The following is a 21545-nucleotide window of genomic DNA, read 5'->3' on the forward strand; positions in this document are numbered from 1 at the left end:
AAGTAATAAGGGCACTTATGCGCAGAGAGCGTTGGACTTGCTGAAACCATCGCCTTAATCCCTTACGTACGAAGTCACCTCGGAGCTGTTTTCCTGAAACATGCGTACAGACGCAGGTAATAGGGGAAATCGGAAGAGCACACGTTATCGTGCTGAGGGTATTGTTCTTCATGAGCATACCTGCTAAGGCTATGTGCTGTGAGGCGCGTAGCAAATTTGGGTGGTACCACGGAAGCTTGAACCCCTTTCGTCCCGTTTACACATTACGTGCGTGTATGGGATGAACAGGGGTTTTTCTTATTGTCTAAGAAAGCTCGCCGAATGACATGGACTTACTTTTTGAGAGGAGGATCACAATGAATGTTCAAACTGAACCAAAGAAGTCAAAAGAAGAATTGATTGAGAAGCTTATGAAGCCGGACCTGATTACAGGCTCCGAAATTCTGCTCCGAAGCTTGTTGCTGGAGGGTGTGGACTGCGTCTTTGGATATCCGGGCGGCGCTGTTTTGTACATCTACGATGCAATGCATGGTTTTGATGATTTTAACCACTTATTGACTAGACATGAGCAAGGAGCCATTCACGCAGCTGATGGATATGCACGTTCCACAGGTAAAGTTGGCGTATGTATCGCAACTTCCGGACCGGGGGCAACGAACCTCGTCACAGGAATAGCTACAGCTTACATGGATTCCGTTCCGCTCGTCGTCATCACAGGGAACGTAGCAACCAACTTCATTGGTACGGATGCTTTCCAAGAGGCTGATATTACGGGTATTACGATGCCTATTACCAAACACAGCTATTTGGTTAGAGACGTAAACGATCTGCCGCGCATCATTCATGAAGCGTTCCATATAGCGAACTCAGGTCGTAAAGGTCCGGTTCTCATTGACATTCCTAAGGATGTCTCCGCTAATAAAACGATATTTAAACCCGCAACGGATGTAAATATCCGCGGTTACAACCCAACGGTGCAACCGAATAAACTGCAAGTGGATAAGCTGATCAAAGCTATCGAAGAAGCAGAACGTCCGGTCATTATAGCAGGCGGCGGTGTTGTATACGCAGACGCATCCAAAGAATTAATCGAGTTCGTCAATAAAACGCAGATTCCGGTTGCAACGACCTTGCTCGGATTAAGCGGCTTCCCAAGCGCACATGAGCTATGGCTCGGAATGCCAGGGATGCACGGGACGTTCACAGCGAACACAGCCATTCAGAATGCGGATCTTTTGATTTCTATCGGTTCCCGATTCGATGACCGTGTGACGATGAATTTGAACGGTTTTGCTCCAAAAGTGAAGAAAATCGCTCACATTGACGTTGATCCTGCGGAAATTGGCAAGAACGTGAAGACCGATATTCCATGTGTTGGCGACGTGAAAGCTGTTCTGGAATATGCGAACACCAAAGCAAAGTCTGCCAATAGCGAAGCTTGGATTGCAGAACTTCAGGAAAGCAAAGAGAAGTTCCCGCTGAAATACGGCAATACCGAGACGGAACTGAAGCCGCAATTCGTTATCGAAATGATTAGTGAGACGACGAAAGGCGAAGCGATTGTTACCACAGACGTCGGACAGCATCAGATGTGGGCTGCGCAATTCTATCGCTTCAAGAACCCGCGTTCCTTGGTTACTTCAGGTGGTCTTGGTACAATGGGCTTCGGCTTCCCATCCGCGATTGGTGCTCAAATGGGGAACCCGGATAAACTCGTTGTATCCATTAATGGCGACGGCGGCGTTCAAATGTGTGCGCAAGAGCTTGCGATCTGTGCGATTAACAACATTCCGGTGAAGGTTGTTATTATTAACAACCAAGTGCTGGGCATGGTTCGCCAATGGCAGGAGATCATTTATGATAACCGTTATAGCCACATTGATTTGGCTGGCAGCCCTGATTTCGTGAAACTGGCAGAAGCTTACGGCGTAAAAGGGTTGCGTGCCACGACGAAGGAAGAAGCAAGAAGAGCATGGCAGGAAGCACTCGATACTCCGGGTCCTGTGGTTATTGATTTCGTCGTGCCAAAAGGAGAGAATGTGTTCCCAATGGTTAAAGCGGGCGATACAATTAGTGACATGTTAATGGGGGATTCGGAATGACGACAACTAAACATACAGTTTCCGTACTCGTAAACAACCAGCCTGGTGTCCTGCAGCGTGTATCCGGTTTGTTCGGACGCAGAGGCTTCAATATTGAAAGCATCACTGTAGGGGAGTCCGAAGAACTCGGACTTTCCCGAATGGTTATTGTCACCACAGGGGACGACAACACGCTTGAGCAAATTTCCAAGCAATTGTATAAGTTGATTGACGTCATTAAAGTCATCGACCTGAGCTCGAACCCAATGGTTGCCAGAGAACTGGCACTCATTAAAGTAAATGCAGAACCGACTATGCGTCCGGAAATACTCGGGATTGTAGAGACATTCCGCGCAGCGGTTGTAGATATTGGGCCAGCCTCAATTATCGTGCAAGTTGTGGGAGATTCAGATAAAATAGATGCTATGGTCGAATTACTTCGTCCTTATGGCATCCGTGAGCTTTCCCGCACGGGAGTCACAGCGATGATTCGCGGTTCAGTTAAATAAGTCATAAAGCAGTTTGGGTAAAGAGGTAAAGCCTCCTTGAGTGGGGCTTTCAGCGGTATACTCTTTAGCGCTTGAAAAGGGTAAACCGTTGAAACACCCACTCAAGGGGTAGACAATACGGATTCATCATATCAAAGGAGGATTTATTCGAATGGCAGTTACTACTTACTATGAAAAAGATGCAGACTTAGCGGTACTTAAAGGTAAAACGATTGCAGTGGTTGGTTATGGTTCCCAAGGGCACGCACAAGCACAAAACTTGCGTGACAGCGGATTGAACGTTATTATCGGACTTCGTGAAGGTCGTTCATGGAATTCTGCAAAAAATGATGGTTTCGAAGTTGTTTCCGTTGAAGAAGCAGCAAGACGCGCTGACGTGATCCAAATCTTGATGCCGGATGAAACACAAGCTCGCGTTTACCGTGAGTCCATTCAACCGAACATGAAAAAAGGCGCAGCGATCATGTTCTCCCATGGTTTCAACATCCATTTCGGACAAATCGTAGCTCCTGAAGGTACAGATGTATTCTTAGTAGCTCCTAAATCCCCTGGTCACATGGTACGTCGTACGTATGTTGAAGGCTTTGGTGTTCCTGGATTGATCGCAATCGAGAAAGACGCTACTGGCAACGCAAAAGCAATCGGTCTTGCTTATGCAAAAGGTATCGGCTGTACACGTGCAGGCGTTATCGAAACTTCTTTCCGTGAAGAAACAGAAACCGATTTGTTCGGTGAGCAAGCTGTTCTTTGTGGCGGTGCTTCTGAACTGGTTAAAGCAGGTTTCGAAACATTGGTTGAAGCTGGTTATGCACCTGAAATGGCTTACTTCGAGTGTTTGCACGAGCTTAAATTGATCGTTGATATGATGTATGAAGGCGGACTTGCTTCCATGCGCAGCTCCATCTCCAACACAGCTGAATACGGTGACTATGTAACTGGACCTCGTATTATCACAGCTGAAACGAAAAAAGCAATGAAAGAAGTACTTTCCGATATCCAACAAGGTAAATTCGCTCGCGACTTCATCTTGGAAAACCAATCCAACTTTGCTTTCATGAACGCAACTCGCCGCAATGAAGCACAGCACCCAATCGAAGTCGTTGGTTCCCAACTTCGCGAAATGATGCACTGGATCAAAAAGTAATCATAAGTACTTATTTATAGCAAAACCTTCCACAGGGAGTGATTGAGGAGAATTTCCCAATCACTCCCTGTGAATACTATAAAGACGAGTAAAGATTTATATCTAAATCTTTAAAAACTCCTTCGAAATGCCCAGTGGAGGGCTCAGTGTTTGTCGGAGAAGCGTAGCGTTCGTATTTGAAAACGTGTCCCTACCTTTTGTTTATTCAGATGAGGGGACACGTTTTCAAGAAACGATCGGAGATAAATGCTGAAGACCGGAACGGTCAGTAGTTAGAATTAGGTTTTAATCAATTTAATAGAAATCTCAGTAAAAGCTTACGAAGTAAGTTTTCTATCGAAAACTCTTAGGAGGTGACATGGTGCGCAAAATCTACATCTTTGATACAACGCTTAGAGACGGAGAGCAATCGCCGGGTGTGAACCTGAACACGCAGGAGAAAGTCGAGATCGCGCTGCAGCTTGAGAAGCTTGGCGTTGATCGTATGGAGGCTGGTTTCCCAGCCGCATCGCCAGGTGATTTGGCTGGTGTGAATGCCGTTGCAAGAGCCGTCAGGAATGCCTCAGTTATCGGTTTGTCCCGCTCGAAGGAGAGTGACATCGAGGCCGTCCGTGAAGCGCTACAAGGCGCTCAGGATCCGTGTATTCATTTATTCCTAGCGACGTCTCCTATTCATCGCCAGCATAAGCTGAAGATGGAGAAACACCAAGTACTGGAAACAGCCGAAGCAGCGATTAAATATGCGAAGAAGTATTTCAGCAAAATCGAGTTTTCTCTCGAAGATGCAGGACGCACTGAGCTGGATTTCATCGCTGAAGTAACAGCAATGGCTATTCGCGCTGGCGCTTCCGTCGTGAATATTCCGGATACAGTCGGCTTTATGACGCCGTACGACTACGGCAATATTTTCAAAATGCTGAAGGAGACCGTGCCAGGCATTGAGAAGATTCAGCTGAGCGCGCACTGCCATGACGACCTCGGAATGGCTACAGCTAACGCGCTAGCGGCGGTACTTAATGGTGCCGATCAAATCGAAGGCACCATTAACGGGATCGGCGAGCGAGCGGGCAACACCTCAATCGAGGAAGTTGTCATGGCGCTCGAGACGCGCCAGGACTTCTACCAAGCGAAAACTTCGCTTGTGCTGAAAGAGATCTACCGCACCAGCCGTTTGGTCAGCAAGCTGACCGGCATGGTGGTGCCAGGCAATAAAGCGATCGTCGGCGCCAACGCGTTCGCCCATGAGTCCGGCATCCATCAGGATGGGATGCTCAAAGAGAAAACGACTTACGAGATTATTTCCCCTGAGACCATCGGTGTCAAGGAAAGTAAGCTCGTGATGGGTAAACACTCCGGACGTCATGCATTCCGTGAGAAGCTCATCGATCTCGGCTATGACCTTGGAGACGAGCAAGTGAACGCGGCTTTCGCCAAGTTCAAAGATTTGGCAGATCGCAAGAAGCAGGTTGAAGACGAAGATATTCGTGCATTGATCGAAGAAAAATTGATCGAGACGCCGGAAATTTTCGCGCTTGGTACGCTTCAGGTTGCTTATGGCAACCAGATGACACCAACGGCAACCGTGCATGTTCGCTTCCAGGACGGCACCGAAGTGGCGGAAAGCGCAGTTGGTAACGGCTCAGTTGATGCGATTTACAATGCAATTGATAAAGCAACGAAGGAAGATGTTGAGCTGGACGACTACTCCATCAAATCCGTATCCCACGGCAAAGATGCACTAGGCGAGGTTCACGTTGTTCTTAAGCAAAACGATGTATCCGTTCAAGGTCGCGGTATTTCAACGGATATTCTGGAAGCAAGCGCCAAAGCGTATTTGGACGCTGTGAACAGGCTCATTGATAAACGCAAAACCCCAACAAGCAACAGAAGCAACGTTACGTTGATTTAATAACTTTGAGTCCACGGCACCACCCAGATAAGCACCTCACCTCCAAGCCTAACGAGGAGGGGTGCTTTCTACAAATGCGAAAGGATGCGTCCATTTATGAAATATCGATTTTCTAAGTCGCTGGAAGGTTTCTCATCCTCGGCGGTAAGAGAAATTCTCAAGCTGACACAAGGCAGTTCGATTATTTCTTTTGCCGGCGGATTGCCTGCTGAAGAGTTTTTTCCTTTGGACGCGGTTGCTGATGCGTTTCAAAGAGTGATTGGCGGCGGGAAGTCAGCGCTGCAATATGGTTTGACTGAGGGCTACAAGCCACTTCGTGAATCCTTATGCAAGCGGATGGCTGCTAAGAATATGCAAGTAACACCTGACGAGATGCTGCTGACGACGGGTTCTCAACAAGCGATTGATCTTATGACGCGTGTTTACATTGATGAAGGCGATGTCATTCTTGTTGAAAGCCCAACGTATTTGGCGGCGATTCAAGTGTTTCAAGCCAAAGGCGCTAAGATTTATTCGGTTGATAGCGATAAAGACGGTATGATTCTTGAAGATCTGTCGGCCAAAATTGCCAAGCACAATCCGAAGATGGTTTATGTCATTCCGACCTTCTCCAACCCGGCAGGCCGTGCATGGAGCTTGGAACGCCGTCAAGGCTTATTGGATATTTGCCGCGGCGCGGAAGTCCTTATTCTGGAAGATGATCCGTATGGGGAAATTCAGTTTGACGAAAGCGAAACCTATCCAACGATCTTCTCACTAGGTGGCAAAGCTGAAGGAGGGAATGTTGTTTACACCAGCACATTCTCCAAAACCGTCGCGCCTGCCTTCCGAACAGGATGGGTAATGGGCGACGAAACCATTATTCGCCAAATTGCTCGTTTTAAGCAATCTGCGGATCTGCACTCCAGCACGATTGATCAGCAAACGCTGTATCATTTGCTTGAGCACTTTGATCTCGACGCACATATCTCCTTAATTCGTGAGCAATATTTGGATCGGATGAAATTCATGTCTGGTCTGCTGAAAGAATTAAACTGGCCTGGACTGAAGTGGGAAGAACCGAAGGGCGGCATGTTCATTTGGGTGGAGCTGCCGGCGAATATTCGTGCAGAGGATTTGCTGAAAATCGCGGTAAAAGAAGGTGTAGCGTTTGTTCCAGGATCCACATTCTACGCCGAAAATCCACAATACAACACAATGCGCCTGAATTACACGCATACGGATCGTGAGATTACGATTCTCGGTATGCAGAAATTAGCTAAGGCTATGGAATCATATCTACAAAATGCATAGAAGATAGCGCACCTTCTTGCGAATTGGTCGTCCAAGACCATCAGCTTGAGGGTGCTTTTTTTGTTGTCTATATTGGAAATCCAGAATCGAAAAAGCCGCCTAATACCAGGTATCCACTGGGATTTGGCGGCTTCTTATTCGTTTTGGAGCCATAATGTTGTACAAAATACAACTTTCTGCTTCGGGAAGTCACCACTGTTTAGTTCCATAGAAGTGGCACTTGTCCTGCCTACAAATTCATTGCACTCACGTTCAGCTCTTTCAATGAAACTTTACTACCAGCAGGGTCACTGATGTGAACGGTAACTTGTTCACCAGCCAGCAAGTCGAAGAAATTATCGCTGAAGCGGATATTTCCTTGTGGCAGATCGATCTTCACCATACGCGCGTGGGTGCCGTTTGCGGTGATTTGAACGGTTTGCGCAGTTTCATCCACATTCACCCTTAGCGTGGTAGGAGGGAGCTTGAGATCCTTCTGGTCGCGCAGGTAGATCAGGTTGTCCGGTGCTGCCCAGTCAGTTGTGCTTAGCTTCACAACGACCTGATCCGCCGAAGCGCCCTGCAAAATATCCGTTTCATTCAAGCTGCCAAGATGCAAAGCTTCATTCGGCTTCACCTGAGCATCGAAAGCATGGCTGAACAGCAGCTCACCTGAGAAGTTAAACACAGACAGCAATACTTGCCCTTGCAGAGAGCTAAGTGTATCGTTCACTGCCCAGACATGCAGCGGCTGGCCCGGTTCATGGTCGATCGAAAGGAGCAGCGGATGATAGAACTTTTTCGCATAGTAAAAGGATGCTTTCGGAAGCAGTTCATAGTCGATCAGTGACCAACTGGTACCTGGCCAGCTATCGTTGAGCTGCCAGACTAGCGATCCGCTTGTGCGGTGCTTGTTGCGACGGTAATGCTCAATACCGTACTTCAAGCCCTCGGCTTGGGTCAGCATAGAGAAGTTCATGTACTCCTCGATGTTGGACGGAATACCGGTATAGCCTTCCATGAGCAGGATACCCTTCTGATGGTTCGTATCTTTATTGCGATACGCCATCTCTACGCTATTCCAGTAGAATTGGCCGTCAGGGATGTTTTTCTCGAGTGTATAGCGATTGGCCGAAGCATGCATTCCGAATTCGCTGCTGAACAGGGTGTAGTCCTTTTTGTAATTTTTGAATGTGACGCCTTCGATGCTGTAATCCAGCAAAGGCACATCGCCGAATTGGCGAGGGTACACGGAGCCATGCCACACCTGCCAGTTATGGCGGTCGCCGACATCCGGATCGTTCGCGTCATTCCCGCCGAAAGGAGAAGATGGCCAATAAGCACGACTGTCATCGAGGAGCTCAAGTGCTTCTGGAATTAGTTCATGGTAGATGACTTCACCGTAGAACGGGCATGTAATATCGCCACCGGCGGATTTCATATCATACAGCCAGTCGATTTCGTTGTTTCCGCACCACAAGGCAAGGGATGTATAATTGCGTAAACGCTTAATGTTATAGATGACTTCTTTACGGACATTTTCCAAAAAATCTCGGTTAAAATCAGGGAAGAGTGCATTGGCGAAGGCGAAGTCCTGCCAAACGAGTACACCGCGCTTGTCGCATTCCTCGAAAAACACATCTTTCTCATAAATACCGCCTGCCCAAATGCGCAGCATGTTCATATTCGAGTTAACGGAGAGATCAATCAGATCGCGATATCGCAGATCAGGAATACTTCCGATGAAGTGATCGGCCGGAATCCAATTGGCACCCTTGGCGAATATTTTGACGCCATTGAGGATAAAAGCAAACGCATGTTGACCGTGTTGATCTTTGAGTTCGAGCTCAATCGTTCTTATGCCAAATGGCTTCTTATAGAGATCGACAAGCTCTCCATCCGCATATAGAAGCACCTCTAATTCGTACAAATAAGGCTTGCCCAAGTCATGCGTCCACCATAATTGAGGGTTTACTACTTCCATTGTAAATGTGTTTGTTTTCGATCTGCCTGGCCCATTTACCATCCCATGCACGGATGTAACGACACGGCCATCTTCTGCTAATAAACGGACTTCGCACTCAAGCTCTGCATTTTTTCGGAAAGCAATGACATCGGCATCGAGCTTAATGGAGGCAGCAGACTCATTCACTGCTACTGTCCTTGCAAAGACACTATCCAGCTTAGCGAGGCGCTTACGCTCGATATGAACCTTTCCCCAGATGCCTACCGTTACCATCCGCGGGCCCCAGTCCCAGCCAAAATTCATTGCGGCTTTACGCAGCCAAGGGCGCTCCTTCGTATAGGAAGACCATTGGAACAGCTCTTTATCCCGATTGTGCAAATATAACGGATCAAATTTGACCGCGATCGTATTTTTACCTTCGACAAGTACTCGGGTGACATCGAACGTGTGGCCCATTAGCATATTGTTGGTGGTGCCAATTTTCTTGCCATTCACATAGATGGTGGCGAATGTATCGAGGCCCTCAAAGGTCAGCTCATGCTTCTCTTCAGGATCTTCATTCAGATCATAATTGAACGCATAGCGATACCACCATTCCTTCTGCTCGATCCAGCGGCTTTTTGCATCGTTATGGCCGAAATAGGGATTGTCGATGAGCCCACGATCGATTAAAGCTGAATGCACATCACCAGGTACTTGTACTGTAATCCAGAAGCGGTCGTCCAGTCCAGCAGCCGCTACTTCCAGCGGTCTCGCCTGTCCAACCTCGAATTGTTGAAGTCTCCATAAACCTGATAGTTCCATGTAAGATCTCTCCCTTTGCTTCATTGCACCTTACGGTTTAGGTGTCTGTCCCAGATGCTGGGTAGCTTCTTCTCTGAACTCGCTTGGTGTTTTTCCTGTGAATTTCTTGAATACTTGACTGAAATATTTAATATCTTCAAAGCCAACTACACCTGCAATTTCAGCAATTTTAGCAGGGGAAACCGTAAGGATTTCCATGGCTCGGCCTATTTTTTGTCTGGTCACATAATCACCGAATGTCATACCGGCTTCTTTTTTAAACACTTCACTCAAATGATTAGGGTGCAAATGGACGAATTTCGCCACTTGCTGCAAGCCTACATCGTTGCCTAGATTTTGCTGAATATAAGCCATGGCTTTCTGTGTATGTGTAGCTTGACCTCCGGCAAGGCGATGGTGATATAGTTCCATGAGAGCAAGCAAATGTTGAAATAGCACATCCTTGAATATAGTACCGCGGTTGATGACAAGCGGACTGATCTGTTCGTCGATGTTTCCGCCACGGCCTGTAGCGGTTAACACGCGTTCCAGCCACCGATGGGCAGAGAGCGCAGCCGAGCGAATCATCGACTGGAGCGATTCAATTGTCATCTGGGGATCATCGAGCTCTGGCTGCATATATCGCTGAACCCAGCCTTTCAGCGCGATAGAATCATCCTCAAGCAAGATAGCAGAGAGCTCGAGCTCTTCTTCATGCGTACAAACTGTTTTGCCGCCTTTGCGCAGGGCGATATCCGAGTAATCAAGTATGGATTTCTCCAATATTGGTTTATAGCTAAAGGCATAATCAGCTGTAGTATACGATTTATGCAAATCTTCTGCCTGATGAACCATCTCCCCGAGAGACAACCAAACTTTGCATTTCAGTAACTGTTCAATTTTATTCAAAGCTGTGGAAGGATATATGTTGAGCTCGGCGCCTTGTTCTTTGCGAATGCCAACGACAATTCGTTGTTTATAAATCAACGTCTCACATTTCAATAGCTCATGTAGCATGTTATCCACAGCGAATAAAAGAAGAGACATCGCAGCTGTTGATTCACCCCAACCTTCAGCGGTGATTACGTAAATTTGAAGCTTGCTTTCGCCAGCATTCTTCGAAGGAAATAAGTGTGGCAAGTACTCAGACAGCAGGGCAGAATCAACGGCGGTCGTTTCACCACCAATAATCCATTGTTCAAATAGACGATTGCGAATCTCTTTATTTTTGTACTGATCTTGATTGTGATGTTTCCACTTTTCTTCGATTCTTTGCTTGACCTGCAGGACTGTCTTCATAATTTCTTCAGGACGGCTTGTTTTCAGCAAATAGTCACTGACCCCTTGTCGGATCGCCTGCTGCATAAAAACGAAATCATCATATCCCGAAAGAATGATGGTTTCGATTTCCGGTATAATTTCTTTTGCTTTCTCCGCAAGCTGCAGGCCGTTCATATGCTTCATGCGAATGTCCGTCAACAGAATGTGAGGATGCTCTTCCGGTAAGCGCCGAAGTGCTTCTTCCGCAGAAGCTGCCGGTTGAAGAAGTTCGATGCCAATTTCTTTCCACTTGATGACTTTCGCCAAACCCGTACGAATAATGACTTCATCGTCAACGATCATGATTCTCATGGAAATCCTCCAATATTGGAATGGAAAAAGAAACACAAGTGCCAGTATTTAATTTGCTCTCGATGATAAGCCCAGATTCCATCCCGTAATGCAATAGCAGCCGTTCATGTACATTGCGCATACCGTAGCTGGCATCGGAGGCAGGCAGCCCCTTCTGAGGGTTCAGACTTTCCCTTACCGTTTTTAATTGATCCTCGGACATACCGATTCCATCATCCATGATCTTGAAGCTCATTAAACTGCCTTTTTGTTCGGCATAGATAGAAATGATGCCTTTCGCTTCTTTCTTCTGTATGCCATGAATCATCGCATTCTCAACAAGAGGTTGGAGCAATAGCTTCAACATATACGTGTCATTCAACCTTGCATCAATCGTAAAGTCGACTTCGAATTCATCGGGGAAACGAATGGCTTGGACCTGCACATAGTTACGTATATGCGCAAGTTCTTGAGAGACGGTGCAATATTCCTTGCCTTTGTTTAAACTGAAACGAAGGAAATCACTCAGGGCACCGACCATTTCGGCGATACGATTTTCTTCGGTCAGAAGAGCAATCCAATGAATGGATGAAAGTGTATTGTACAGGAAATGTGGATTAATTTGAGCCTGCAGCGCCCGCATGTCGGCTTCTTTCTTGCGTGTTTCATCGTGAATGAGCTGCGTTTTGAGTGCCTCGATGTGCGTGCCGAGCATGTTGTAGCTTTGTGCGAGTCGACCAATCTCATCCCTTGAATCAGCCGGATATTGCGGCAAGGGCTCACTTGGATTGACTTTGGTTAGCAGACGGGTCAAGGCGCGAAGCGGATTGGTAACCCTTTGGATCACAAACAAGGTAAGTACAATGTTAGTGAGCACAGCAAGTACAACAGCTACGCCAGTTAATTGCAGAATGTACCGATTCTGAGCACTATATAATTCGGAAGGGATAACGCCGATTAAGGTCCAGCCGATGGAGGGCTCTCGGTAGTAAAGAATATTCTGTTTGTCGTTCCCCTTGCCGAAGGTCCATTCGCCGGATGTTCCGGTTTTGATGTGCGCGCTCACGCCTGGAAACAACGTTTCGACAGGCCCGGCGAGCCAGCTTTTATCCGTGGCTGACATAATCTCATTCCGACTGTTAAGTAAGGCAACCTTTCCGTGTCCTTCAGCCAGCTGCGGTTCGGACCATATTCGGGATAACACTTGTTCATCTAATGTTATCGAAAGCCAACCGAGTGTCTGATAGTTGTTATAGCTTCGCAAAGGGCGGATGAAGGAAAAGACCTGCCGATCACCCAAATAAGTTTCGATGTGATAGAGGTTTGTCCACATTTTATCCGAAATCTGTTCAATATCTATTTGTTGATTGAGATCGGTTTTATAGATGGTTGATGTTGCAAGCGGTTCGCTGGCAATCGAATTTTTGGGATATATTGTAATATTTGAAATATAGTCTTTGGAGTAAACAAGATTGGTCATGAGGCCGAGAATTTGGGCTCGTGTCTCATCGGGTTTCTTCATATAAGCTTGAACATCGCTTTGCCCAATTAAAAAGAGGGACATATTCTCAACGTCTTTCAATATAAAACGGAATTTGGCATCCATCTGAGCGAGTGTGTCCAGACCTGCCTGTTGAGCTTTCTCTTCCGTAATGTTGGAAGAAATGGTGAAGGCGAACGTACCAAGAAACAACAAGGGGATTAATGTCGTAACGAGCATAATCACAGATAGCTTGCGCCTTAACGAGTAGCCAAACCATTTGATCATCTCCAGATTTCCTCCTTCATTGTCTTCTTAGTCGTAGATTAGCCTTTCACAGCTCCGGCTGTCATGCCCTTCATGACTTGTTCTTGGAATGCCAAGTACACAGCAACAGTAGGGATAACGGCAATGGTCATGGCAGCTAGTGTTAAACCGTAATCCGTTTGATAGCCGTCAGCAAAGTTCGCGATACTGAGGGGCAATGTTTTTAAGCTGCTTTTGCTAATAAAAACAAGGGCGAACGAGAAATCGTTCCAGAAGTGCAGGAAGCTCAGAATAATGACGGTCGATAAGGCGGGTAAGGAAATTGGCAGCATAATGCGCCAAAATACACCCCAAAGTCGTGTGCCATCTATATAAGCAGCTTCTTCAATTTCTTTGGGTACAGAAGCCAAGTAGGCTGTAAGTACGAAAATGGCCGTCGGTAAAGCGAAGGCTGTGTATGGCAGAATGAGTGCCCAATACGAGTTCAGTAGGCCCACTTGCTTCATAAGAATGAAGAGAGGAACCAAAGTACTGTGGATAGGGATCAGCATACCGATGACGAAGAACGTTAATATAATGGCCTTGAAACGAAACTTAATTCTGGCCAGCACATAGGCGGCTAGTGAGCTGACGAATAGCGTAAGAGCGAGTGAAACCAAGGAAACTATAACAGAGTTAAGAAAGGCAGTCCCCATTTTGGAAGATTTCCAAGCGGTGACGTAGTTTGAGAATTGCCATGAAGCTGGCAGTCCGAACGGACTGTTGAAGAATTCTGCGTTCGTTTTGAAAGAGGATAAGACCAACCAGAGCAGCGGATATAACGTTAAAATAGCATAAAGTGTCAAGAACGTCCAAAGTGCGCCTTGTTTCCATGCTCCAAATGAAAAGTTTCGTCTTGATGATCTTGCTTGTGTCGATTGTGCAGCAAGGGGTTGCATGCTCACATTCCTCCTTTCTTTATGCTTTCGTTTTGCCATTGGTGATCCATTGGCTTAAACCAATAAAGATGAGACTGATCAGGACGATGGACGTTGAAATGGCGCTCCCGAATCCGTAACGATAAGAGGAGAAGGTCGAGTTATACATATACGTAGCGAGTAATTCGGTTCCGTGCGCCGGACCGCCCTTCGTCATAACATAGACTAAATCGAAGGATTTCAAGCTGCCGGAAATACATAAAATAATTGCGATTTGCACAGTCGTCCAGATCATCGGCAGTGTAATGGAGATGAGCTTACGCGTGCCTTCTGCGCCATCAATTTGGGCGGCATCGTGAATCTCGCCGGGAATATTTTGAAAGGCTGAAATGAAAATAATGAGATACAATCCTACGAAACTCCAGATCAGTGGAGGTGCCAGTGCGAAGATGGCAATTTTCGTATCGGATAACCATTGCAGTTTCCAGCTCTCTAGACCAAGCTTGTCGAGTAGGAAATTAAGAATCCCGATCTGCGGATGATAAATATATTGCCAGATCATCCCGATGACGACCGATGACAGAACCATAGGAACAAAAACGGCTGAGCGGATGAAACGTTGAAGCGCATTGCTTTTATGAAGCAGGATGGCTAGCACGAGAGCGATTGGAAGTTGACCGAATACTGATACAACCAAGAAAATAAGGTTGTTCTTCATGGCTCTCCAGAAAATGGGGTCATGGATAATCTCCACATAATTTTTCAGCCCAATATATTTCGCTGCACCAATCCCTTTCCAATCAAAGAAACTATAGTACGTAGACCAGATGACAGGGACAAAAACAAATAAAGCATAGACCAGAATAGCAGGTGTAAGACTTAGTACAACAAATCTGCGGACATAGGATGCATTCATCATTCTCACTTCCTTTACGGATGAAAGTATCTAGCCCTGCCACACAGGTGGAGGGCTGGATACCGGTATTATAGGATATCTTATTTGCCGAGTGCGGCTGCTTGAGTATCTTGAAGCTTCTTGGCAATAGCCTCTGGATTTCCGCCCATGAGCAACTCTTGCAGGCCATTGTTAATAACTTCTACAGCTGCGGAGCTTAATTTGGCATCGTAAACTGGCGTGATTTTCGTTTTCTTCATCAACTCATTCAATTCAACGAAAAGCGGATGCGCTTTGCTTGGATCGAGATCAATTTTGTAACTGACTAATGTAGAGCTGTTAAGCGTTGCTTGTTGACCTTCAGGTCCGGATAAGGCGTACAATAATTTGAGTGCAGCTTCTTTCTTCGCTCCTGTTAATTTTTTGCTAACGCCTAGGCCGGTTCCAACAACGCCTGATGTGGATTGAGCTTCGCCTTTACCACCGGCAACAGGAGGCAGCAGCGTTACGTGCGTGTTAGCCAATACATCTTTTGGTGTATTTTGAACAACGTCAGCCATCGCCCAACCGCCGTCAATAAACATCGCGGCTTTACCTTGGAAATAGAGCTGTCTCATTTGATTCTGATCAATGCTGTTAAATCCATCTTGGAAAGCTTTGGCATCACCAAGCGACTTCAGTGTTTTCAAGGATTGAATGAATTCAGGATCTGTGAACTTCGCTCCATCTTGTTTCGCAGCTTTGAGGAACCAATCGCTACCTGTTGTCCGATCAGCAATCGCACTGAAAATGGTGGATTGTACAGCCCAATTCGCCTTATTACCAAGAGCAATAGGGATGATTTTATTATCGTTAAACGTTTTGATCGCCGCGTTCAGCTCGTCCCACGTTTTGGGAACTTGTACGTGGTATTGATCAAAAAGAGCTTTGTTGTAATAAATGAAGGAAGTAGGAGATAAGTTCATAGGTACGGAATAGATTTTACCGTCAACCGTGTAGCCATCGAGTGCGTTCGGGATGAAATTGCCTTTCCACTCAGGCTTGCTGTCTAGAAACTCATTGATCGGTTGCAATAGGTTGCCGCTAACAAATTCCTTCGTCATCGCATCAGGCCACATCACGAACAAATCCGGCATTTCATTAGCCGCGGCTACGGTCTTCAACCGTGTTTTGAGGCCATCAGTTGGAAGCCCTTCGATTTCAAGCTCGATATCGGCGTTTTGTGCTTTGAAATCATCGAGAATTTTACGCATAGCTAGTGCTTTAGCGTCTTGTCCTGACCAGTTGTGCCAGATGGAAAGCTTAACTTTTTCCTTGGAGCCGTTTGCTGCTGTTGCAGCTGGCTTGTCTGCAGCTTTTTCACCACCGCCACATCCGGCTAGCAGCACTGTACTTGCTAATAATACAGCAGAAATTTGAGTGAATTTTTTCATGGTAGACCTCCTGTTTGTGTATCTATTGTATATTTTACGGATTTTGATTGATTTAGTAAGGTGAACAGGATAAGGAACAGGGTAGAAAATCATCGGATAATTGACTTGGAATATATTTCAAATTATGATAAAAGGAGGACGATGGGAAGGGTAGGTGACTTCATGTTGATACAGATTTCCAATTATTTGTTCATGGGTTCTTTATTATTGCTTATTGTAACTTGTATTGCAAAAGGTGCGTTGAGCCAGGGATTTACTAGTGTAACTGGTTTGGGTGGAACTAGCGGGTCAGCCACAGATTTGAATATGGAGCATAATCAAAAGAAACATTTTCAATTTCAAGATTCATTGGTTGGCAGGATCGTCAGGTCTTATTTCTTTTGGATTTCAGTTTCTGGTATTATCATTTCCATGGTTATTTCAAAGCTCTAAGCACATATAAAAGCCGTCAAGTTAGTGAACTACTACTGGCATTGGCGGTTTTTGCTCAAGTTGAAGGAGGCGATTCTTTGCTTAAACCAATCAACCGAAGCCGAGCTAGAATATACCTGGGTAAAAAAGTGTATCGACTTAAAAGGTATCTTCAGTGGTATTTGGACGGTAAGACCTATGCCAAGACGAAGCAAGCGGAGCCTCTCCCTTATCTCCTATTTTCACATAAAACGCCACTCCTTAGACAGCTGAAGGATGTAGAAATGTGGCTTCAATATAATAAAGTGATCAATCTAAGGATCGCAGCCAAGCAGTTAAACGGTGTCATTGTGAAGCCAGGAGAAACATTCTCCTATTGGCGGTTAATTGGCAGTACGACACGGCGAAAAGGCTATCAGGACGGTATGGTGCTTTTTCACGGGAAGGTGCAGGCGGGGGTTGGAGGTGGGCTGTGCCAGCTCTCTAATTTAATCTACTGGATGACACTGCACTCGCCGCTTACCGTAACGGAAAGGTACCGTCATAGCTATGATGTGTTTCCGGATGCGGGTAGGAGCCAGCCTTTTGGCACAGGAGCTACTTGTTTCTACAATTATCTGGATCTTCAAATTCGTAACGATACCAACGAGGAATTTCAACTTATTATTCGCATCACGGATGCGCATCTGGTGGGGGAATGGCGATCTGTAAGGCCCGCGATCCATACGTTTGAGATCTATGAGAAGAAGCACTGGATCACGCGTGAATACTGGGGCGGTTATGTCAGACATAATGAAATTTACCGAAGAGTGCTGAACGTGGAACGGGAAGTTGTACGTGATGAATGGGTAACCGAGAATCATGCGATTATGATGTATGAGCCACTGTTGACAGAAGGAACTTCGTCAGTGAGTGAAGGCATTTAACTACTTTTATGGAGCGTCCGTCATGGTCTTGCTTTGTTCATATTTCCCAGCCATTTGGATCATACATCCAAATGGCTTCTTTGTATCTGTTTGCATCACGTTGGTAAACGAATAATTATACCCAATTATGGGAAACTTTTGATTACATGATTCAAGAACGGTGGTGCAAGGATGGGAACGATCCGGAGATGGTTAAATGGAATAAGATCAGCTCCAACCCAGAAATTAACTGATCCATTTAATCCAACGATCTCAGGGAGTCTTGAGAATAACTTACAGACGCTGAGCACCATGTTTAGCCATGCCCCGGATCTGGTTACTCGTCGGTTTCAATTAAGATCAGGGGAGAATGCCGTAATTATTTATTTGGAAGGGCTCATTGATAAATCGGCGATTAATAATAACATCTTAAAGCCGCTCATGTATGAAATCAATTCGGTAAACGACATTTGGAACTCTTCCACTACGATTGCAAAAACAGAGATTGTAATCTTATGGTCCCGAATTGAAGAAACGATTTTTCAAGGCCAAAGCGTTCTATTTATTGATGGGCAAGAGCGTTCGCTTGTTTTATGTACGCAAGGATGGCCTCAGAGAGCGATTAAAGAGCCGCAAATTGAATCGACACTAAAGGGATCACACCAAGGATTTGTCGAGACATCGGGGCAGAATATTGCCTTAATCAGGCGCTATCTTCCCAATCGTGAACTGAAAATAAAAGAATATGCCGTTGGTTCTCGGGGAAATACAAGAGTTTCGATCATGTTTCTTGATGATGTTGTACAACCAGATTTAGTGAAAGAAATGGAGGACCGTCTCCTGCAAATTAATGTGGATGCCATTTTAAATACGGGAGAATTGGCAGAATATATAGAAGATCATCCAATCAGTTTGTTTCCACAGTTAATCATGACGGAACGGCCGGATTCTGCTGCAGCCCATATTTTGCAAGGGAGAATAGTCATCGTTGTCGATCATTCACCGAGTGTGATTGTGGCTCCTGTAACCTTTACGGCATTCTTTCAGAGTGTAGATGATTACAGCAATCGCTGGCTCATAGCCACTTTTCTGCGTTTATTACGCTATCTGGCATTAATTACGACAATATCTTTATCTGCTGTGTATATAGCCGTTGTTTCGTTTCATTATGAAGTGCTTCCTTTGGATTTGTTGGTATCAATTGGGGAATCCAGAGAAAAGGTACCTTTTCCTCCGATCGTAGAGGCACTTCTCATGGAAGTAGCCCTTGAGATGTTAAGGGAAGCGGGGTTGCGTCTTCCAGGCCCTATTGGGCAAACGATAGGTGTCGTAGGGGGTATTGTCATCGGTCAGGCGGCCGTGCAAGCGGGAATTGTGAGTAATATTATGGTGATTATCGTTGCCATTACGGCTATTTCCTCTTTTATTATCCCTGATTATGATATGTCCTCCTCGCTGCGGCTGCTTCGGTTTCCAATGATGTTTCTGGCTGCTGTGTTCGGTATGATCGGCATTGTGATTGGGATGATGATTCTAGGGGCTCACCTGATCTCGATGGAATCATTTGGCATATCCTATGGAAGTCCGGTTGCCCCAATCCGACTGTCGGATTGGAAAGACGTATGGATCCGAGCCCCTATGTGGAAAATGAAAAAACGTCCAGTCTCAACCGATCCAATTCAACTTAAAAGACAGGGAACAAACAGAGAAGGTGAAGACCAAGCATGAGGAAGTATTCGTTTAATCAGATCTCTTTGACACAATACATTTTTATTATATTTGAAACGCAAGTGGGGATTGGTGTCTTATCCCTTCCCCGTGATTTAGCTAAAACTGGCGGTACCGATGGATGGATATCCATCTTACTGGGTTGGATGTTGTCCTTGATATTAAGTTTAGTAGTTATCCAAATTATGGGCAAAAACCCCGAATATACATTATTAGAGCTTTTATCTCAATATTTTGGCAAGTGGGTGGGTAAAAGTTTATCTGTTATTTGGATTCTGTATGCGGCATATGCAGCAAGCGTAGTTATGTTTTCTACGATCAATATGATAAAGCTCTGGATCGTACCGGAAGTACGTGACTTTATCTTAATGATCTTGTTTATAATCCCCATCTATATCATCACAAAGCAGGGAATAAGAGTGATCGGAATCTTTGCTGAGATCGTTTTTATTGTCTCTTTGTGGATGCCGTTCTTATTGTTGTATGCATTTAAAGATTCCCATTGGCTTTTCCTTCTTCCAATCGGTAAAGAAGGCTTTTTTCCCATTCTGTCTACCGTAAAATCAACCATCCTCTCTTTCCTTGGGTTTGAACTGGCTTTCATTCTATATCCGTTTCTTACGGACAAGAAATCCGCGTCCAAAGGAATTTTGATTGCAAATTCTTTATCCATGATTATTTTTGTAACCGTGACCGTAATCAGTTTTGTCAGGTTTTCACCAGATGAGATCAAAGATTACGCCTATCCTACGCTCAACTTATTGAAGCTCATCCAATTGCCGTTCTTGGAGCGGTTGGAAATCATTTTTCTTTCCATTTATCTGTGTACACTATTTATGACGATCATTCCCTACCTGTATACTGCTGCGCTGGGCGCAAGTCAATTATGCGGTAAGCAGGATCATCGAAATGTGTTACGAATATTGATGTGCCTATGGGTCTTGTCGTCATTCATATTCATCCCTTCTTCTTCCCAGATAAATCAAATGGGCAAATCATGGGGGGCTGCAGGTACATATGTCGCGTATGTGTTTCCGATTCTCCTTTGGATCTACGGGAGGCTGTTTCATCACGCTGGAAAGGAACCAAAGCAATGAAGAAGTGGAGGGGCATTTTCTTAACTTGGGCAGCTCTATTATGTATTACAGGGTGCGGTAAGACTGCTTATATCGAGGATCAACGGTTTATTGTTGCTGAGGGTCTTGATCTTGATGACGAAAAGAAGTTGGTCATGTACACAGCATCTCCTATCTTCAGCAGAGAAGCAAAGGATAAATTTAAAATAACAAAAGCTACTGCGGAAACAGTGCGTGAAGGCAAGAAAAATCTTGAGGCAAAACTAAATGGTAAATTTGGGCCTGGAAAATTGCAAAGTATGCTGTTAGGAAAAAAATTGCTGAAGGAAACCGACGCATTAATCTACTTGGATGTCTTCTTTCGCGATCCTAAATATGAAATAAATGCGTATATGATTGTGGTTGATGGGGCTTTGGAAGACGTCGTGCATATGAACATGAGTGATAAAGGCCAAATAGGCGACGTGATCAAATCAATGGTTGAAAGCTCATATAAAAGCAGAATTTCAGTGCAAACCTCCATGCAGAAATACCATAAACAAATGATGGATAGTGCTTTAACGCCAAGCTTAACTGAAATGAGAGTGGAAAAGAATGATCTTGTTATTTCAGGGACCGCACTTTTACATAAAGATGGCACCTATGCTGCTTCTTTGGACAATCAAGAAAGTTCCTTACTGCTATTGCTGCAGCGCGATACGAGTAATCCCATACCGTTAACATTTCACCTTCCTCCTGAGATGTTTCATACGAAAGAAGAAATGTCTTATGTGAGTGTCAATATTAAAAAGGGAAAAGTTGAATTCAAGACTAAACTCGAAGAAAACCTTCTTACGATCGATATTCAGATGAAGGTTCAGATTGATTTAGTAGAACGCATGTTTACTCTAGATATGGCGCAACAGAGTGAACAGCTGGAACAAGCGATTGAACAAGAACTAACAAAAGAGTGCCAGGACTTAATCAAAAAATTTCAAAAGCATCAACTCAGCCCCATCGGTGTGGGGATTCATATGCGGGCACATGATTATAAAAACTGGAGGAAGGTAGCGGATAACTGGGGAAAGGCGCTATCTGAAGCAATTGTAAATGTTTCAACGGAAGTTGCAATCAAAAATATCGGAGTTTCCGAATAAAGCTAAGCTAGCAGAGAAGGGG

General features: G+C 45.2%; 16 protein-coding genes. 10 read left to right on the forward strand and 6 right to left on the reverse strand.

All coding sequences use genetic code 11. The features are described from left to right. The first annotated feature begins 356 nt into the window (after positions 1–356). The 5 genes from ilvB to G519_RS0139455 all read left to right on the forward strand — a co-directional run bounded on the left by ilvB (position 357) and on the right by G519_RS0139455 (position 6936). Positions 357–2102: a biosynthetic-type acetolactate synthase large subunit gene (gene ilvB / locus G519_RS0139435; RefSeq protein WP_029199205.1), complete on the forward strand. Its 1746-nt coding sequence runs from the start codon at positions 357–359 to the stop codon at positions 2100–2102. After that, complete coding sequence (ilvN, locus tag G519_RS0139440) at positions 2099–2590, forward strand: acetolactate synthase small subunit (RefSeq protein ID WP_029199206.1); 492 nt, start codon at positions 2099–2101, stop codon at positions 2588–2590. Before ilvB ends, ilvN begins: the two co-directional genes overlap by 4 nt. A gap of 151 nt (positions 2591–2741) precedes the next feature. Further along, complete coding sequence (gene ilvC, locus G519_RS0139445; RefSeq protein ID WP_029199207.1) at positions 2742–3734, forward strand: ketol-acid reductoisomerase; 993 nt, start codon at positions 2742–2744, stop codon at positions 3732–3734. 361 nt (positions 3735–4095) lie between these two features. Continuing rightward, entirely contained in the window at positions 4096–5643 is a 1548-nt protein-coding gene (locus G519_RS0139450; protein ID WP_029199208.1) for a 2-isopropylmalate synthase, read from the forward strand. 96 nt (positions 5644–5739) lie between these two features. Then, the gene (locus G519_RS0139455) at positions 5740–6936 is read left to right on the forward strand and encodes an aminotransferase-like domain-containing protein (protein ID WP_029199209.1); all 1197 of its coding nucleotides are present in this window, start codon (positions 5740–5742) and stop codon (positions 6934–6936) included. A gap of 229 nt (positions 6937–7165) precedes the next feature. Here G519_RS0139455 and G519_RS0139460 read toward each other — a convergent pair whose 3' ends face one another. From G519_RS0139460 to G519_RS0139485, 6 genes are all read right to left on the reverse strand, one after another. Then, entirely contained in the window at positions 7166–9685 is a 2520-nt protein-coding gene (locus G519_RS0139460; RefSeq protein WP_029199210.1) for a beta-mannosidase, read from the reverse strand. Positions 9686–9715: 30 nt separating this feature from the next. Then, the gene (locus G519_RS0139465; protein WP_029199211.1) at positions 9716–11296 is read right to left on the reverse strand and encodes a response regulator; all 1581 of its coding nucleotides are present in this window, start codon (positions 11294–11296) and stop codon (positions 9716–9718) included. Then, on the reverse strand, positions 11277–13043 hold the full coding sequence (locus G519_RS0139470; protein WP_029199212.1) for a cache domain-containing sensor histidine kinase: 1767 nt from the start codon (positions 13041–13043) through the stop codon (positions 11277–11279). Before G519_RS0139470 ends, G519_RS0139465 begins: the two co-directional genes overlap by 20 nt. A gap of 38 nt (positions 13044–13081) precedes the next feature. Beyond that, positions 13082–13960, reverse strand: a complete 879-nt coding sequence (locus tag G519_RS0139475; protein WP_029199213.1) for a carbohydrate ABC transporter permease — start codon at positions 13958–13960, stop codon at positions 13082–13084. A gap of 19 nt (positions 13961–13979) precedes the next feature. Continuing rightward, positions 13980–14855, reverse strand: a complete 876-nt coding sequence (locus G519_RS0139480) for a carbohydrate ABC transporter permease (RefSeq protein WP_029199214.1) — start codon at positions 14853–14855, stop codon at positions 13980–13982. A gap of 80 nt (positions 14856–14935) precedes the next feature. Then, a complete protein-coding gene (locus tag G519_RS0139485) occupies positions 14936–16267 on the reverse strand; it encodes an extracellular solute-binding protein (protein WP_029199215.1) in 1332 nt (443 codons plus the stop codon). A gap of 141 nt (positions 16268–16408) precedes the next feature. On the opposite strand from G519_RS0139485, the gene G519_RS51525 reads away from it, so the two are divergent. The 5 genes from G519_RS51525 to G519_RS0139510 all read left to right on the forward strand — a co-directional run bounded on the left by G519_RS51525 (position 16409) and on the right by G519_RS0139510 (position 21523). Then, complete coding sequence (locus G519_RS51525) at positions 16409–16699, forward strand: hypothetical protein (protein WP_029199216.1); 291 nt, start codon at positions 16409–16411, stop codon at positions 16697–16699. Between the two features lie 77 nt (positions 16700–16776). Next, the gene (locus tag G519_RS46900) at positions 16777–17604 is read left to right on the forward strand and encodes a VanW family protein (RefSeq protein ID WP_036635726.1); all 828 of its coding nucleotides are present in this window, start codon (positions 16777–16779) and stop codon (positions 17602–17604) included. A 171-nt stretch (positions 17605–17775) separates the two neighbouring features. Beyond that, complete coding sequence (locus G519_RS0139500) at positions 17776–19311, forward strand: spore germination protein (protein ID WP_029199217.1); 1536 nt, start codon at positions 17776–17778, stop codon at positions 19309–19311. Next, positions 19308–20408: a GerAB/ArcD/ProY family transporter gene (locus tag G519_RS0139505; protein ID WP_029199218.1), complete on the forward strand. Its 1101-nt coding sequence runs from the start codon at positions 19308–19310 to the stop codon at positions 20406–20408. The genes G519_RS0139500 and G519_RS0139505 overlap by 4 nt, the downstream gene beginning before the upstream one ends. After that, positions 20405–21523, forward strand: a complete 1119-nt coding sequence (locus tag G519_RS0139510; RefSeq protein WP_029199219.1) for a Ger(x)C family spore germination protein — start codon at positions 20405–20407, stop codon at positions 21521–21523. Before G519_RS0139505 ends, G519_RS0139510 begins: the two co-directional genes overlap by 4 nt. The last annotated feature ends 22 nt before the right edge of the window (positions 21524–21545 follow it).

The sequence above is a fragment of the Paenibacillus alginolyticus DSM 5050 = NBRC 15375 genome (genome assembly GCF_000422905.1).
Lineage (GTDB): Bacteria > Bacillota > Bacilli > Paenibacillales > NBRC-103111 > Paenibacillus_E > Paenibacillus_E alginolyticus.

Bases quoted from the DNA above. Each gene is read 5' to 3' on its own strand.
- ilvB (WP_029199205.1), top strand. From the start codon at position 357: ATGAATGTTCAAACTGAACCAAAGAAGTCAAAAGAAGAATTGATTGAG.
- ilvN (WP_029199206.1), top strand. From the start codon at position 2,099: ATGACGACAACTAAACATACAGTTTCCGTACTCGTAAACAACCAGCCT.
- ilvC (WP_029199207.1), top strand. From the start codon at position 2,742: ATGGCAGTTACTACTTACTATGAAAAAGATGCAGACTTAGCGGTACTT.
- G519_RS0139455 (WP_029199209.1), top strand. From the start codon at position 5,740: ATGAAATATCGATTTTCTAAGTCGCTGGAAGGTTTCTCATCCTCGGCG.
- G519_RS0139460 (WP_029199210.1), bottom strand. From the start codon at position 9,685: ATGGAACTATCAGGTTTATGGAGACTTCAACAATTCGAGGTTGGACAG.
- G519_RS0139465 (WP_029199211.1), bottom strand. From the start codon at position 11,296: ATGAGAATCATGATCGTTGACGATGAAGTCATTATTCGTACGGGTTTG.
- G519_RS0139470 (WP_029199212.1), bottom strand. From the start codon at position 13,043: ATGATCAAATGGTTTGGCTACTCGTTAAGGCGCAAGCTATCTGTGATT.
- G519_RS0139475 (WP_029199213.1), bottom strand. From the start codon at position 13,960: ATGCAACCCCTTGCTGCACAATCGACACAAGCAAGATCATCAAGACGA.
- G519_RS0139480 (WP_029199214.1), bottom strand. From the start codon at position 14,855: ATGAATGCATCCTATGTCCGCAGATTTGTTGTACTAAGTCTTACACCT.
- G519_RS0139485 (WP_029199215.1), bottom strand. From the start codon at position 16,267: ATGAAAAAATTCACTCAAATTTCTGCTGTATTATTAGCAAGTACAGTG.
- G519_RS51525 (WP_029199216.1), top strand. From the start codon at position 16,409: ATGGGAAGGGTAGGTGACTTCATGTTGATACAGATTTCCAATTATTTG.
- G519_RS0139500 (WP_029199217.1), top strand. From the start codon at position 17,776: ATGGGAACGATCCGGAGATGGTTAAATGGAATAAGATCAGCTCCAACC.
- G519_RS0139505 (WP_029199218.1), top strand. From the start codon at position 19,308: ATGAGGAAGTATTCGTTTAATCAGATCTCTTTGACACAATACATTTTT.
- G519_RS0139510 (WP_029199219.1), top strand. From the start codon at position 20,405: ATGAAGAAGTGGAGGGGCATTTTCTTAACTTGGGCAGCTCTATTATGT.